12 protein-coding genes are annotated in these 16,039 nt (G+C 43.5%); 3 read left to right on the top strand and 9 right to left on the bottom strand.

Annotated features, from left to right (window positions below):
* Nucleotides 1–90: 90 nt before the first annotated feature.
* The 4 genes from C9I43_RS12945 to C9I43_RS12925 all read right to left on the bottom strand — a co-directional run bounded on the left by C9I43_RS12945 (nt 91) and on the right by C9I43_RS12925 (nt 4,517).
* The gene (locus C9I43_RS12945; protein WP_076497883.1) at nt 91–1,779 is read right to left on the bottom strand and encodes an NAD-dependent malic enzyme; all 1,689 of its coding nucleotides are present in this window, start codon (nt 1,777–1,779) and stop codon (nt 91–93) included.
* Nucleotides 1,780–2,050: 271 nt separating this feature from the next.
* Complete coding sequence (locus C9I43_RS12935) at nt 2,051–2,521, bottom strand: YehS family protein (RefSeq protein WP_107883704.1); 471 nt, start codon at nt 2,519–2,521, stop codon at nt 2,051–2,053.
* 61 nt (nt 2,522–2,582) lie between these two features.
* Nucleotides 2,583–3,854: an Nramp family divalent metal transporter gene (locus C9I43_RS12930; RefSeq protein WP_107883703.1), complete on the bottom strand. Its 1,272-nt coding sequence runs from the start codon at nt 3,852–3,854 to the stop codon at nt 2,583–2,585.
* A gap of 123 nt (nt 3,855–3,977) precedes the next feature.
* The gene (locus tag C9I43_RS12925) at nt 3,978–4,517 is read right to left on the bottom strand and encodes a PH domain-containing protein (RefSeq protein ID WP_076497877.1); all 540 of its coding nucleotides are present in this window, start codon (nt 4,515–4,517) and stop codon (nt 3,978–3,980) included.
* Nucleotides 4,518–4,758: 241 nt separating this feature from the next.
* On the opposite strand from C9I43_RS12925, the gene C9I43_RS12920 reads away from it, so the two are divergent.
* Complete coding sequence (locus C9I43_RS12920; RefSeq protein ID WP_107883702.1) at nt 4,759–7,341, top strand: TonB-dependent receptor; 2,583 nt, start codon at nt 4,759–4,761, stop codon at nt 7,339–7,341.
* Between the two features lie 68 nt (nt 7,342–7,409).
* Here C9I43_RS12920 and C9I43_RS12915 read toward each other — a convergent pair whose 3' ends face one another.
* Nucleotides 7,410–9,467 (bottom strand): TonB-dependent receptor, encoded by a 2,058-nt coding sequence (locus C9I43_RS12915; protein WP_107883701.1) that lies wholly within the window; start codon nt 9,465–9,467, stop codon nt 7,410–7,412.
* A gap of 422 nt (nt 9,468–9,889) precedes the next feature.
* Here C9I43_RS12915 and C9I43_RS12910 point away from each other — a divergent pair, with 422 nt between their 5' ends.
* Complete coding sequence (locus C9I43_RS12910) at nt 9,890–10,189, top strand: hypothetical protein (RefSeq protein WP_076497872.1); 300 nt, start codon at nt 9,890–9,892, stop codon at nt 10,187–10,189.
* The gene (locus C9I43_RS12905) at nt 10,186–11,757 is read left to right on the top strand and encodes a PepSY-associated TM helix domain-containing protein (protein ID WP_107883700.1); all 1,572 of its coding nucleotides are present in this window, start codon (nt 10,186–10,188) and stop codon (nt 11,755–11,757) included. The genes C9I43_RS12910 and C9I43_RS12905 overlap by 4 nt, the downstream gene beginning before the upstream one ends.
* A gap of 57 nt (nt 11,758–11,814) precedes the next feature.
* On the opposite strand, the gene C9I43_RS12900 is transcribed toward C9I43_RS12905, so the two are convergent.
* The 4 genes from C9I43_RS12900 to C9I43_RS12885 form a co-directional block, all read right to left on the bottom strand.
* Nucleotides 11,815–12,315, bottom strand: a complete 501-nt coding sequence (locus C9I43_RS12900; RefSeq protein WP_107883699.1) for a DUF4447 family protein — start codon at nt 12,313–12,315, stop codon at nt 11,815–11,817.
* A gap of 30 nt (nt 12,316–12,345) precedes the next feature.
* On the bottom strand, nt 12,346–12,753 hold the full coding sequence (locus C9I43_RS12895; protein WP_076497866.1) for an SMI1/KNR4 family protein: 408 nt from the start codon (nt 12,751–12,753) through the stop codon (nt 12,346–12,348).
* Between the two features lie 171 nt (nt 12,754–12,924).
* Nucleotides 12,925–13,710, bottom strand: coding sequence for a RelA/SpoT domain-containing protein (locus tag C9I43_RS12890; protein WP_107883698.1), 786 nt, complete (start codon nt 13,708–13,710; stop codon nt 12,925–12,927).
* Between the two features lie 222 nt (nt 13,711–13,932).
* On the bottom strand, nt 13,933–16,017 hold the full coding sequence (locus C9I43_RS12885; RefSeq protein ID WP_107883697.1) for a M13 family metallopeptidase: 2,085 nt from the start codon (nt 16,015–16,017) through the stop codon (nt 13,933–13,935).
* Between the last annotated feature and the right edge of the window lie 22 nt (nt 16,018–16,039).

Raw genomic sequence — 16,039 nt, 5'->3', positions numbered from 1 at the left:
CCGTGACTTTGCAGTCTCGGGGCTTTTTTTAACGCTTCTTGGCTAAGCCAGTTTGTTGCGACTTAAGCTGCAACAAATTGATGGTTAGAATTAGAATGAGGTGCGTTTGTAACGACGGTATTCAGGACTCCAGAAATTACCTTCAATTGATTGCTGTAATATCTCATCGCTCATTGGCAGTGTTAAACCTTGCTCTATCGCCACTTTACCAACAGCAAAGGCGATGTGTTTACTCACCGCATGGATATCTTCAAGTTTAGGCAGTAATGGACCTGTACCGTCAATTGCCAGTGGTGAGCACTCTGCTAATGCACGGCTTGAAGCCATTAACATGGCATCAGACACATGGCGTGCACCCGAGGCTAAAACCCCTAGGCCAATACCTGGAAAGATAAAACTATTGTTACACTGGGCAATTTCAAAGGTTTCACCATCGACAACTACGGGCTCGAACGGGCTTCCCGTCGCCACTAATGCTTGGCCAGAGGTCCAATGTAAGATGTCTTTGGGTGTGGCTTCGACACGGCTGGTGGGGTTTGACATAGGGAAAATAATCGGCCGAGCACAATGGCTGTGCATAGCTCGAATAATTTCTTCGGTAAATAGACCCGGCACACCAGACACGCCAATAAGGACAGTTGGCTTAATGTTGTTAACCACATCGAGCAACGAAATGTTATCGCTAAAATTGCTCCAGTTTTGAATATCTGTATATTTTTGTGCTAATTTTTGCTGGAAGGGCAATAGGTTAGGCATGTTGTCTAACAATAAGCCCCAACGGTCAACCATACACACTTGCGTGCGAGCTTGTTCATCGCTAATGCCTTCTGACACCATTTGCGCCACGATAGCTTCGGCAATCCCGCAACCGGCACTACCTGCACCGAGGAAAGCGATACGCTGCTGATTTAACTCTGTGCCCGCAGCTTTACAAGCGGCGAGCAAGCAACCTACTGCCACTGCAGCGGTACCTTGAATATCATCGTTAAAGCAGCAATAGCGATCTTTATAACGCTCTAACAGCGGCATCGCATTTTTTTGGGCAAAGTCTTCAAATTGGATCAGTGTATCTGGCCAACGAACATGTACAGCTTGCATAAAGGCTTCGATAAATTCGGCATACTCTTCGCCGCCGATACGCGGATGGCGCCAGCCCATATACATAGGATCTTCTAACAATTGCTGGTTATCTGTGCCGACATCTAAGGTAATTGGTAGCGTGTAAGCTGGGCTTATTCCACCACAGCTGGTATAGAGTGACAGCTTGCCGATCGGAATACCCATGCCGCCAATTCCTTGATCGCCAAGACCTAAAATGCGTTCACCGTCGGTCACAACGATAATTTTTACTTTTTGGCGAGTCGAGTTATTGAGAATATCATCGATTCTATCTTTGTTTGGATAGGAGATGAATAGACCTCGATTGCGGCGATAGTTTTTTGAGAAGCGCTCACAAGCCAAGCCTACCGTCGGGGTGTAGATAATTGGCATCATCTCACTGATATGATTTTGTACTAAACGATAAAATAGCGTTTCGTTGGTATCTTGAATATTACGTAGATAAATGTGTTTATCGAGATCGTTATTGAAACTTCTAAATTGATCGTAGCCGCGAGAAGCTTGCTCCTCAATCGTTTCAATGGCGTAGGGTACTAAGCCTTCGAGATTAAAGAAAATACGCTCTTCTTCAGAAAATGCACTGCCCTTGTTAATCAGCGGGGCTTCAAGAATGGCAGGTCCTGCAAACGGAAGATAGAGGGGGCGTTTATTATCGTCCATGGGTAACCTTTTAGTTATTGTTTAAGTGGTTCGATACGTGCTGTAAGTCACGTAAGGTTATCATGAAACGTGATCTTTGTTGTCCGATGAGCGAGGTATTTATGATTTTTTTGCTGCAATCAAAAAGTGGGCTGTTTTAAACGAAAAACGTTATGGGATGGAAGGTGGAAGATTCGCTATTTTTTGGGTAAAACTTAATATAAAAAACGCAGCCTTAGCTGCGTTTGATGCTCAAAACTCGCGATTAATTTCGCCCGCTTACAGCCTAGCGTTAAACGCCGCGGTACTTGAGTGATAAACCGCGGATAAAGTTACGCAGGATTTGATCGCCACACTCTTTAAAGTTTTTGTGTTCTGGATTGCGAAACAGAGCGCTGAGTTCAGATTTTGCCATTTGCACTTCGGCTAAGGTCAATACCGCAACAATATCCTCCTCACGCATTTCGAGGGCAACTCTAAGCTTTTTGAAGATTAAGTTGTTATTTAAACGTGCAACGGGCGCCGGAATTTCAGCCCCTTCACGTAAACCACGTTTTTCGATGATAAGACCATCTAAAAACTGACATAAGGTCGTGTCGTTACAAGCTTTATAACCTTCTTCCTCTTCTTTACGTAGAAGATCAATTATCTCTTCGACAGGCACTTCTCTTCCAGCTTTAGCAAAAATTTTAATCATTTTTGCATTGCTAAAATCAAACACGAAGCGCAAACGGCGCAAAATATCATTATTAATCATGGTCATCTCTTGGCGCGGCTGCGCTGTCTGGTTTAAGAGCGGCCATTATACTCCCAAATTAATGGGTTTATTTAATAAAAGCGTACCAATAAACAAAAAGTGCAGCAAAAATCAGTAAATAACTCAGGCCAAACCAAGACAATAGCTTCATCTTCGCGCCGTATCTGTCGGCTTGGGGGAGCTGGCTACTTGTCATTAAGCGGTAGTTTAACCAAGCAAAAATGACGGTGGTCATAAAGGCTAAGATCATAACAAACTCAAGTAGCGGTAGCAGTGCGCCTTTAAAGAAAAGGATGAGTAACAAACCTAAAGCGCTAATGGCGAGCATGATCCCGGTGAGACGTTTCTCAGAACTGTTGGTTGCACTGAGTAATTGCCAGCCCATAGCTAAGGTGCGGCTATAGCCATCAATAACCGTCACAGTTGTACTGAAAATACACAAAAATGCGACAATACCAATAAGGTAGCGGCTCTCACCACCCATCACTTGGCTATAAAGATTAATCAATTGGTTGGCAAATTGTGCGCCGGAATCTGAAAAGTGCTCACCACTGCCGTGCATCACTAAGGCACCTAAAGACAGGAACACGACAGCGAGGATCCCGGTAATAATGTAGCCTAAATTAAAGTCGAGTAACGCCTGCGCTTTCGTTACGGTTTGGTTTTTTTGTTTTTCCAGTAACCACAGGGAGTTCCAAGCGCTGACTTCAATTGGCGCTGGCATCCAACCCATCATGGCGACCAGAAATCCTACATGGGCCCATTGCCAAGGCGAGGGAGAAACAAAATTGCTCGCTAATGGTTGAGCGTGATCCCAAGCCAAGGCGACGGCCATTAATGTGGTAAGCGTTAGAACAAACATGATGATTTTAGTCAGTTTATCGAGTAATTGATAATGCCCTAAAATCAATAAAGCCAATGAACTCAACAAGACTAACAGCGCTAACCAATCAATCGGCAGCGGGATAAATTGGGTCAACATAGCAGCGGTTAGCATGCAAACCCCTGCCGTGCTGGCAACAGCGGCGATGATATTCAGTCCAGTAAATAGCTGTAAGTAACCTCGGCCTTGTTTGAGATAGCCGTGCAGTAAACTCTCCCCTGTAGCAGCGGTGTAGCGTGCACCAGCGGCAAAGAAGGGGTACTTAAGTAAATTAACCCCTAAAATAACCCAAGCTAATTGCCAACCAAATTCGGCGCCCGCCCGAGTCGATGCTACCAAATGGGATGCACCAATCGCGGCGGCAGCCATAAGAACACCAGGACCCATAGCTTTAATGCCAAGCGTCAGGTGTGTTATCCAAGAAGATGAAGGAGAAGTTACCGAGGGTTCTGTCATATTGTTATCAAAAATACCTGTTGAAAATCAATCTTAGAGTTGGAATAAGCGCCACGCACTCATGCTAAGTTATTGGCCAACACTAAAGGTAAAGTCATTGAATTGAAAGTCGTTGTATTTAAATTATCGATTTAATTGCTGACTGAGTAAAGCTTCAATACGTTTTAGGCTTGCAGCCATCTCGACCACGTTTTGTAATAAGGCATCATCAGGCTGTACAGATGAACTTGCTGCCTGTGGGCGCTGAGCAAGACGTTCTTTTTGTTCTAGTACGCGGGTTCTAAACTGCGGCGCATCAACAATGCCAACTAAGCTTATTAAGGCACCAGTACCCGATTGCCCTGCGGTTTCTACCGTGAGTTTATGCAGCCCAAATAGGCGCATAATTGGGCCTTGGATCAATGCCATATCGGTAATTTTATCCAAAGGGACAGTATTTTCGGTACGGGTTAATATTCCTCGGCGTACAATCAACTTATTACTGGTGAGCTGGGCACTCATATTGCCAATATAGCGACGAGTCCCCCATAGCCCTATCGGAAACCAAAGCAATAACAAAGGAATACCGACTATGCTGAGGGTGAAATAAGCGGCCCCAGACAGCAACCAATACCAGCCTAAATTAGCTTCAAACTCCGCTCGATGAATAATACTTTCTTGCATACGGCCTCTTTATTTTAGTGATTAAAATATGATGATTTACGAGCAGATATCAGTTAAAGGCTCTGGATTCTTTTTCAGTTTGTTAGTAGCGAACATGTCCTGTTTTAACATGCAACAAAAGTGTCACTTCTACTTTTATCTGATTGACTTTATCTTGTAACTCATTATCTTACTTGTTGTTAATTTAAAGTTATTTTTTAGTTAATTTTGTTCAATAAAATAATTAAAACAAGGGATATGTATGAAAAGACCTCAGATTTTACCTAGCGCTATTGCTGTTGCCATTACTATGTCATTAGCCCCTACAGTAGTTCAAGCCGCAGAGGGCGTTGAAAAAGTTGAACGTATTGAAGTCACTGGTTCTCGTATTAAACGTACTGATATCGAAGGTCCATCACCGATTCAATCTATCAGCAAAGACGATATTGCTAATATGGGGTTTGATAACCTACAGCAACTACTCGAACGTATGCCTGCTAACGGTGCTGGTGCTTTTTCTACCCGAGGAAACAGCCAAGATTCTACCGCTAACGGCGGTGCATCCATTAGTTTACGCGGCTTAGGCCCTGATGCGACTTTAGTGTTGATTAACGGCCGCCGTGTTGCGGCGAGTGCTTTTGCCGAAGGCATCACTAATTCATTTGTTGATATCAACAATATCCCTGTTTCAGCTATCGAACGTATCGACATTCTTAAGGATGGTGCATCGGCTATTTATGGCTCTGATGCTATTGCAGGTGTGGTTAACATTATCCTCAAAAAAGACATTGAAGGCATTGAGGTTAGTCTTGGTTTAGGCGATAGCTCTGGTACGGATTATGGCGAAAAAACCGCGAGTGTCGTGTGGGGAACTAAGTCTGAAAAAGGCAATGCATCGATTATTCTCGACTATTTCAAAAATGATACTTTGGCTGCAACTGACTTAGGCCGTTTTGGGGTTTCAAACCAATCACCTTATGGGGGTGAGGACTTTAGATCTTCCCGTGGTTTCCCTGGTTATTTCTATGTAGATGGGGTGAAAACCATCGATCCTGCTTGTCCTGCTGATAGTGCAACAGCGAGCGGTAGTTGTTTATTTGAATATGGCTCGTATAACTTGGTGATCCCATCTGCTGAACGCGTCGGTGCTATTGGTCAATTTGATTACCATTTCAATGATGATTTAACAGCCTTTCTTGAAGTCGCTGCTCAGCACAATACTTCAGAAGCGGGCGGTGCACCAACGCCTCTTGATGAAGATGCTGGATTAACGGTTCCCGGTAGTCACCCAAATAACCCTTGGGGCAAAGATATTGAAATCGGCCGTTTTCGTACCGTTGATGCGGGCGCGCGACGTTGGGATATCGAATCTGACAGCTTACGTTTAGTCGCGGGTTTACGCGGTGTAGTAAAGGAGTGGGATTGGGAAGCTTCTGTTCAAAAAGGTCGTAGTGAGTCAACTCAAACGGGTGATCGCAGCCAAGGTTGGGTAAGAACCGATTACTTACAACGTGAAATTGATGCCGGTCGTTATAATCCATTTGGTGGTGCAATTAACTCACCAGAAGTGATTGACGCCATTACGACTAGCTTAGTGCGCCAAGGCCTGTCGAATATGACGTCTTATGCGGCTAATATCTCTGGTCAAGCGTTTACCCTCGGTGGTCGCGACATTATGATGGCGGCCGGAGCTGAATATCGCGAAGAAGATGTGAGCGATGTGCCGGATGAGCAATTCCAACGTGGATTGATTTTTGGTACTGAGGCGGTTTCTGCAGCAGCATCCCGTGAACAATATGCGGCTTATATGGAGTTATCTATTCCGATAACTGATAACTTCGAACTGCAGCTTGCGGGTCGATATGACCATTACAGTGATTTTGGTTCAACGACTAACCCTAAAGTGGCTTTCCAATGGGGCGTGACCGATGAGTTAACGGCTCGCGCTTCTTGGTCTACGGGGTTTCGTGCGCCATCTTTAGCACAAATTGGCCTTGGGCCATCTCGTGAAAGTAGTTTCTTTATCGATACTTACCGCTGTGCTGCCGATAATGTGGATTGTGAGGCTTTAGATTACAACACTGAATTTGAAGGCAACTCAGATCTTGATGCTGAAGAGTCAGAGACGTGGAACGTTGGGATGATCTGGGCGCCAAGCCAGAAGTTTGATGTGGGTTTTGATATCTTTAGTATTACGCAAGATAACAAGATTGATAAACAACCATTAGGCGATATCTATACTGCAAATTGTAATGATCAAAGTAGCACTGTGTGTGAGCGTTTAACACCGCAGGCGGGGCAAACGCTAGGTCCGATTAGTATCATCCATTCAAGCTTTGTTAACTTAAGCTCTCAAGATGTACAAGGCATGGACGTATCTAGCCATTATGGTTTTGAGCTAGATAGCTATGGCGATTTAAAATTCGGTCTAGAGTACAGTTACTTACATAACTTCGAAAAAGACGGCCTAGATTACACTGGCGAATATAAGTTTCCTCAACATCGTTGGTTACTCACCACTAACTGGACTATGGACAACTTTAGCGCCAACATTAATCTAAGCTATATCGGTGAGTTTGAAGATACTCCCGATATCGATTTTGATGGTGTACTCGATTTTGAAAGCAATAAGTCGCGTACTATTGATGCGCAATTGTTGGTGGATATGTCAGGTACTTATCGCTTCAATGACATGTTCAAGCTCACTTTGGGTGTGAACAACGTCTTTGACGAAGAGCCACCATTTGCCATTGGTGATGGTGATACTGACCTTTACGGCTATGTGATTTCAGTACATAACCCAATGGGACGCTACATTTATACTAAGCTCACCATGAATTTCTAAATGTTTAATTGAAGGTCTTAATGTTAAACGGCGCCCAGTAAAGGCGCCGTTTTTTATCTATATGATTATTAAAAGTTATACATCACAGATATACCAATATTCCTAGGGTCGATAATTGCAGCATAACCATCTATATAGCTTTGGCTTGGAGGTTCGTTTACCGTCATTGCTTGTTCGTCAAATAGGTTATTGACGAAACCACTCACACGCCAGTTATCAGTCTGATAATCGACACTAAAGCGAGTGACAACGTAGTCACCGGCGACTCTGTCTTCTGTGTTATTTATGTCTGCGAAGTATTCACCGACGTAGTTGCCTGATAGGCCGAAGGTGAATTCATCATTAAGCCAATACTTAACACCTAAATTAGCTGTGACATGTGGTGCTGAATTCAGTTGATTGCCGATGATATCCCCATAGCTAGGATCTACCTTTTTTATTTCGCTATCTAGCAAACCCACACCAGTGATTAATTGCCAGTTATTACCAAGCATTGCGGTCAGCGCAGCCTCAATACCATAGGTGACAGCTTTATCCACATTGGTAATTTTACGCGCTTGATTGGATGCTTGGTAACCATCGAAGTCGTTATAGAAAAGGTTGGCACTAAGGTTGATATTGCCGTCTAAAAATTCACTGCGAGAACTGAGTTCGTAGGTATCAACAAATTCTTCATCGTAGTAATAGTATTCACTCTCTGCTAGTGACAATGCTCCACCACCAGCGTTATAGCCGCGACGGGCGCTGGCGGCTAAGGTTGTGTTGCCCGTGATGGCGTACTGCAGGACTAACTTCGGCAGGGTAACCGTGGTGGCCTCATCGAGGTTTTCATTTAATTGACTGCCTCTATATTGCATCAAAAAATTACGTTCCTGTTCATCGCGCATCACTCTGCCACCTAAAGTGACCCAAAGTGAGTCGGCCAAACCATAGGTGATCTCGCCATAAATAGATGTGGATTTACTACTGTCGTCGCCGTTATAAATTGTACTGCCTGTACTGTCGAAATCTTGGCTACGTTCAAAATAAGATAGGCCAACAAAACCATTAAAATCACGGTCATTTAAGCCAAAACTGTATTTGCCATCGATGGTGTAGCTTTGATCCTTCATATCGACATATTGCTGCGCAGTGACTATCGGCTCATAAGATTCAGATCCCCAGTCGTAATCCATGTAGGCGACAACTAAATCGAACGCCTTACCTTCACCCAGGTTGTAGTCAACTTTAACTGAATGTGTGGTTGATTTGGTTTCAATATAACGTTGGAAGATAGGGCTATAGGCCCAAGGATCATTACCTGAAAAATAGTTACGACCTGAGTCTCCTTTCTCATCATTGTACGAGAAGCTATACATCACTTTTAGATCTTCAATCTCGCTCGGTTGCCATAGAACTTTACCGCGCCAACGATTGGTAATGAGCTCATTTTGGTCGAAAGTGGCGGGGTTAGTGTCGTATACCAAACCTTTATTGTATGTCTCGCCAGTGACATTTTGTCCACTGATTCTAAAAGCTAATTCGTTGTCTAAAATTGGGCCCGATAACATCACGGCATTATCAATATAGTTATCTTGGTTACGGTAACCTAAACGTGCAGCACCATGCCAATCGAATGTAGGGTCTTCTGTTTTTATAAATACAGTACCACCAATGCTGTTACGCCCATTGATGGTTGATTGCGGCCCTCTAAAGACTTCAATTTGTTGAATATCCCATAAGCCAGTATCACCGGTGAGATCGGCCACAAAAGGTTCTGCTACACCATCAATCAGTGTGGAAACGCGTGCCCTGGCGCCGCCTGTAAATGAATTAAAGCCTGACGCTGAGCCATTGCCTGAAACACCACGGATATCTGGTACTGATCCTGTGATCACTACAACGTTGGGTACTTCAGACAAAGCATTTGAAACGGACTGATACTGACCGCTATTAAGTGCTTCCTTGTCAATCACTGAAACCGATGAGGTTGTATCTTTTAAACTGCGCTCAATTTTTTCACCATAAACAGTGATTTTTTCGATCGATCCTGTTGGCTCTGCTTCTACTGCCGCGTATGCCGTTGACATGCCTATGCTCGCTAACATTGTGGCAATAACATTTTTCGTAAACGCCCTGTGTTTCATGAGTATCCCCGTACTGACTCTTGATGATTAAAGAGGTGTTATCTAGATGTGGCGACAATTTAAATTAAAATAACCTTAAACGCAATTGCGAACGCATTTGATTTACATTATCATTTGTATATTTTATGACCTCAACCAAATAATCAAAGCAACAGGGTAAATATGTTTGGGATTTCTGCTTTTGTAGCAACAATTATCGGTAGCATGCTTATTTACGGCGCGAGTAAACATCAAAGATTAAGGCGAACGTCATTACCTAAATCATTTTTGATAATCGGATATTGTTTACTTTTATTGGCTTTTTTCTGTTGGTCGCAGCATTTAAGCCTGTTATCAGCACTATTTACATGGATTTTCAATGTCTTGTTATTGTTGATTTGCATACCCTTGCTTACGCTTATTAAACATAGAGGTACGCAGTCATGAAGCGCTTAACCGAAGCTGAAAAAATTCAACCCCATTGGTGGCGCAAAAGTCTTATTGCAGGCGTGTTAGGGTTAACTTTTGCTTACGGGGTGGTGGGAGTGTTTGCGTGGTTTGGCCCTGGAGGAATTGATGCACCAATGAAGGTTCAACTCAATATGTGGTTGATTAGTTTCATTTGGTTATCCGTTGTTTCACTGAGCTTTTTATTTAAAACCGCAACCACGGCCTTATATCGCTTAACTTTGGCTAATATTGTTATTTATCTTATTTTCATAGGGTTATGGACGTTGTTATGAAAATTCGCGCAGATATTCTTCGTACTTATCAATCTATCCATACATGGACAGGAATATTAACAGGGTTACTACTGTTTATTGCTTTTTATGCTGGTGCATTGACTATGTTCAAACCGCAAATTACACAATGGGCAATACCGTCCAATCAGCATTTAGCTCAGGTGTCCAGTGATCAATTAGATGAATTAGTCACGCAGGCTATGGGCCAATTTGATAAAGCTAGAGATGGTTTTATTATTAGTTTTGATGAAAACCAATCGCCGATGAAGTGGTACGAACATGGTGGTGGTCGTGGTTTTCGATTAGATGACCAATTGCGTCATGCAAGCTTGACTGAGAGTGGCGAGATAACTACTCAAATGAGTAGCACTAATGAGTTAGGTACGTTGATTGATCAACTGCATCGTACCGCTGGTATTATCGGTAAAGTAGGCCATGAAGATTTGGGTGTGATTATTTTGGGTGTGGCAGCCATTTTGTATTTTTTGGCGTTAGTATCCGGTGTCATTATCTTGCTACCCACTTTAGTCAAAAACCTGTTTGCACTTAGACAAAATAAGGGGAGCAGCCGCTTTTGGCTAGACAGCCATAATCTTGTTGGCATCATCAGCTTGCCATTTCATCTTATCATCGCGTGGTCTGTGATTGTTTTTGCATTTCACGACTTTTTTTATGCTGGATTGGGGGTTGTTTATGGTGATAAACCTTTGTTTGAACGACCTGCGAGTTCAAACGTTGAATATTCAGTTACTGAACTTCCTTCAATGGAAACGTATCGACAGCAACTGAGCACGATGACACATGGCTATCAAATTGTTTCTATGGCATTTTCGAACCTTTCGACTAAAAATCCAGCGCTCGCTGTCGAGGTAAAAACTGACGGACAGATAATGCGCGGTGGTTATAGCGATTTTATTTATCTAAACCCCTACACATTTGCGGTGCAATTTAACACACTAAACCAAGCCAGTGAGGGAGTTTATGGTCCTATTGTAAACAGTTTATTTGCTTTGCACTTTGGTAATTATGCGGGCAACTTTGGTCGCTGGCTGTATTTCGCCTTTGGTTTATTAGGGGCGTTCTTGTTCTATAGTGGCAATTTACTCTGGCTAGAAAAACGTCGTAAAAAGCAAGCTGCACAGCAAGCCTCGACATGTTTTATGGCGTCACTGACGATCGGTGTTTGTTTGGGCTCAATGTTAGGTGTAAGTTTAGCTATCTTATTGACTAAATGGCTTTATCTTATAACTCATCAGCCCAATAGTTATTATCTGGCTTGTTACTACGTGGTATTTTTTGGCGCTATTATTTATAGTTTTTTCCGCCAACCTGCATTGGCTGCAATTCATCTTCTTAAGTTATTAGCATTAAGTTGTGCCTTAATACCCATGAGTACCTTAATATTCCCATTACTGATGCAAATAAAATCAACTGCTAATGTGGGGAGTCATTTAGGAGTAGTCGATATTACGGCGTTATTTTTTGCCGTATGTTTTTATGTCAGCGCTAACAAGGTTCATCAGCGAGCTTATTCTGGAGAACCTAATAGTATTTGGGCTTTATCATAATCAGTTAACTAAAAAAGCAGCATGATAGCTGCTTTTTTAGTGTCATATAGGTCTAGATTAAAGCTGCGTTGCGGCCCATTTAGCACGGCTTTCGCGGCTTTCGCTCATTTTGGTTGGTTCACGGAAGGCTTTATAAGCTTCTACGTCCAGCGCTACTAAGCTCACATCGACTTCTAAGACCAATTTACACTCTTTCTTGATACGCCAAGCTGCGGTGTTGTACAGCTCAGTAAAAGGTAATGAACTTAAAAATTCGGGGTTGTATTGCGTATAAGTCGCTTGAGTGGAGTACACCACGAAAGCTAAGTGACGCTTAGGTTCTTTTTTAAATAACTCTTCAATGCCATCGCAGGTGTTGAGCACTTGCATCTCGATGATGTCATCAATATCGAGTAGTTTGTTTTGTGCTAGCTCTGGTGCCGCTTGTTCGCCACTTTCCCAGGCTAATACATCGGCTTCACTATGATTAGTGAGCGTGCCAACTTGAGCCGCACTTAAGCTCAGTGATTGGCGTAAGTAGCTCATTTCGATGGCGTTCAAGCCAATGTTTTTCGACATAATATTGTTCTCAATGCAATAAAAGTAAAATTAGTATTTGATCTTCAACCAGATTTCTTCAACCCATTCCCAGAACGACTCCCAATAGATATCAGTAAAGCCGCCATTTTTCCAGAAATGCACTTGGCCATCTTGGTCGATACAGTAAAAGGCATCGCCCTGCTGACAAATGGCAATCATCTCCCTTGGCATGCCGATGGACCAAGCATAGCAAGTCACTTCGGGCAGATAAGTGTGGGAGTAAGGATCGGATGCAGTCACTGGCTCTATTGCGCCGAAAATCACATCGCTGGCATACAACAGGTATTCCTTTAGCTCCCGCGGCAATGAAATCAGGATTTGCTCTTCGACCTCGACGAGTTGCTCAAATGTGGGTAATTCGAGTGGCACAGGCACAGTTTCGCTGCGTTCTTGGAGTTGCTCGATGATGTCGTGCATGGCGTTTCCTGCTGATAGGGCTATGGCGCGGGATTATATACTCAAACAGCTGTTCGATGCGAGAGAGTGCATTTGTGCATAATGTTTTTAAACTGACTTTTAGCGTTGTAAAACATAAAAAAGCGCCAGCACCTTTTCAGAATACTAGCGCAAGAGTGAAAGGGGCAGAGTTTAAGCGGCTGAGGTTTTTAATAAACTGGCTTCATCGACCCGTTTATAGTTAAGCCATGCTTTGTGGTACAACTTATGTGATTCTTGGCGTAATTGGGCAATCTGCGCCAATTCAAATTCACTCAGTGATCTTTTTTGTTTATAAGCATTGGCTTCAATCATCTGTACTTTTTCATATACTTTGTGCTCTGGGCCATTTTTGATATTGGCAATATCCTGTAGGTGTAATTGCACTTCAGCAATCATGCCTGATTGAGGTAAACGCACCAGTAAATTGAGATCACGATAGCCTGACGTCTTAGGCTCAGCAAAGCGGTTTTTTTGTTTCACCACTTGAGTTTGCTCGTTTAAGATTTGGTAAACCTGCATTAAATCTTGAATGCTGCCTGCCACAATACTGGCCCTTGCAAGGTCGGTAATTTGACTGGCGTCGCCGTTAAATTTTGTCGCCACTTTATCGGCGGCTCTTTGGTAGCTTTTTACCGGAGGAATAATCACTTGCGTTGGAGAGCGCTGGGCAATTTTGGTGAGCAATTGAGCCAGTTCAGCCTGTGCGTCGTAGGCTTGTTGATGTAACACGGATAAGTTACTTGAAGCTTGGCGAGGTTCATCAAAAGCTTGGCTGCTAAGAGCATATAGACCTTGTAGGTCATGGCTTTGTGCCTGTCTTGCACTGTAATTGCCACGTTCTGTTTTACCGTCGCTGATATCCAGAGTGTTGGCTACACCAGTACGGCTCGATAATAACAGTAGAAAAATAAAAAAAGTACGAAATAACTTAGTCATGCGGCCTACTTCCTTATGCGTGAGTGATACCGAACACGTATTCACCATAGGCCACTATTACTTAATTAAAGCTGAATCAACCGTTAAGAGTTGTTCATCTTATGCTGGGTTTTACATTCATTACGCTATGGTTTAGCCAAATAAAAATGGCGCCACCTGTGATAGGAAGCGCCATTGTTGTGGCTCGGCAGACTTATTGCCGAGTGGCCATGTAAATTTGGTTTACCAAATTTTTACACGTTTTTCTGGTGCAATATACATAGCATCACCAGGTTTGACTTCATATGTGCTGTAAAACTCAGGCATGTTAGATAAAGCGCCCAGAGCACGGAACTCTGCAGGTGAGTGTGGATCGGTTGCTACGCGGTTACGCATGGCTTCTTCTTTGGCTTTTGCACGCCAAATTTGAGTGAAACCAATGAAAAAGCGTTGATCGCCCGTTAAACCATCTATCACTGGCGCTTCTTTACCATCGAGTGACTTCTTATATGCGCGGTAGGCGATAGTCACACCGGATAAGTCACCAATGTTTTCGCCTAAGGTTAATCCACCGTTGACGTGTAAATCATCAAACACATAGTAACCATCGTACTGGGCTATTAGCGCTTGGCCGCGGGCAGAGAACTCTTTTAGGTCTTGCTCAGTCCACCAGTCACGCATATTACCTTCGCCATCAAACTTGGCACCTTGGTCGTCAAAACCGTGGCCCATTTCGTGGCCAATAACCGCACCAATACCGCCATAGTTGACGGCATCATCAGCCGCTAAGTTGAAGAATGGTGGTTGCAAAATAGCGGCAGGGAATACGATTTCGTTCATGGTTGGGTTGTAGTAAGCGTTAACCGTTTGTGGGGTCATGTGCCATTCGTCTTTGTCGATTGGCGCGCCCAGTTTGGCTAATGATTTAGCATGTTCAACTTCGCTGGCACGCATAGCGTTACCGGCTAAATCGTCAGCTTTGATGGTTAGTTTGCTGTAATCTTCCCATTTGTTCGGATAACCGATTTTTGGATTGAATTTGGCTAACTTATCGGCGGCAGCCACTTTAGTGCTGTCACTCATCCAAGCTAAATCTTTGATGCTATCGCCATAAGCGCCGCGAAGGTTTTCAACCAGTGCTTGCATGCGTTCTTTCGCTTCTGGCGTAAAGTGACGTTTGACGTACACCTTACCGACGACTTCGCCAAGGATACCGTTAACGGTTGCTACACCACGCTTCCAGCGCGGCTCTTGTTCTTCTTGACCGTTTAAGGTTTTAGAGAAGAAGGCGAAGTTTTCGTTGTCCAGCGCTTCACTTAGGTTATTCGCCGCATGCGTTAATACTTGCCACTGCATGTAGGTTTTCCACGTGGCTAAGTCGGTTGCTTTTAGCACTTCGTTTAAGCCTTGGATATAACTAGGTTGGTTAATAATAATATCGGTTTGTTTATCAGCGCCAAGCGTAGTTAAGTAAACTGTCCAGTCGATATCCGGTGCCAATGTTGGTAAATCTTTTACTTGGTACAGGTTATAGGTTTTAGTGCTGTCGCGGTTTTCCACCACATCCCAATGCTTAGCGGCAATGGCGGTTTCTAACGCTAAAATAGCCTCAGCGCTGGCTTTGGGTTCGGCCAGCCCTGCTAGAGTAAACATGTTTTCGATGTGGGCAACGAACGCTTTACGGATATTAACGAAGCGCTCTGAGTCATTAAAGTAGTAATCTTTTTCTGGCAAGCTTAAGCCATATTGGTATAAATGCGTCGCATAACGGCTAGAGTTTTTGGCATCGATATCGATATAAAACGCTATTGGCGTACCAGCACCAGCAATTTGGCTATGGGCGAAGTATGCCACTAATTCATTTTTATCTTTTAAGGCATTAATGGCATCGAATTCACTTTGAATGGGCGTAACACCCAGCTTGTTGAGTGTCTCGGTATCCATGAATGAGCGATACAAATCAGCTACTTTTTGCTCATCAGTGCCTGCGGCCAGATTTGGCGTTGCTGCGACTTCCTCGATGATAGCTTTTACATCGTCACGGGATTTTTCACGTAAATCGTAGAAGGCGCCAATGCTGGTGCGGTCGGCTGGGATTTCGGTTTTCTTCAACCAAGCGCCGTTAACATATTGATAAAAGTCATCCTGCGGACGAATGGATTTGTCAAAATTAGCAAATTCAATACCAGAACCTAATGCTTGCGTCACTGCAGCAGCGGTGGCTGTTTTAGTCGTTTCGGGAGCTTTGACTTCGGCAGGCTTATCATTACAGGCAGTTAGACCTGCGATGAGTGAGGCACACAGTCCCCCAATAAGTACTTTTCTCATGTTGTTTCCTTCGAGTTTATTA

Origin of the sequence: Shewanella morhuae, assembly GCF_003028295.1 — a bacterium.
GTDB lineage: Bacteria > Pseudomonadota > Gammaproteobacteria > Enterobacterales > Shewanellaceae > Shewanella > Shewanella morhuae.
The sequence above is the reverse complement of the archived record's forward strand: the minus strand, read 5'-3'. Positions and strand labels throughout refer to the sequence as shown.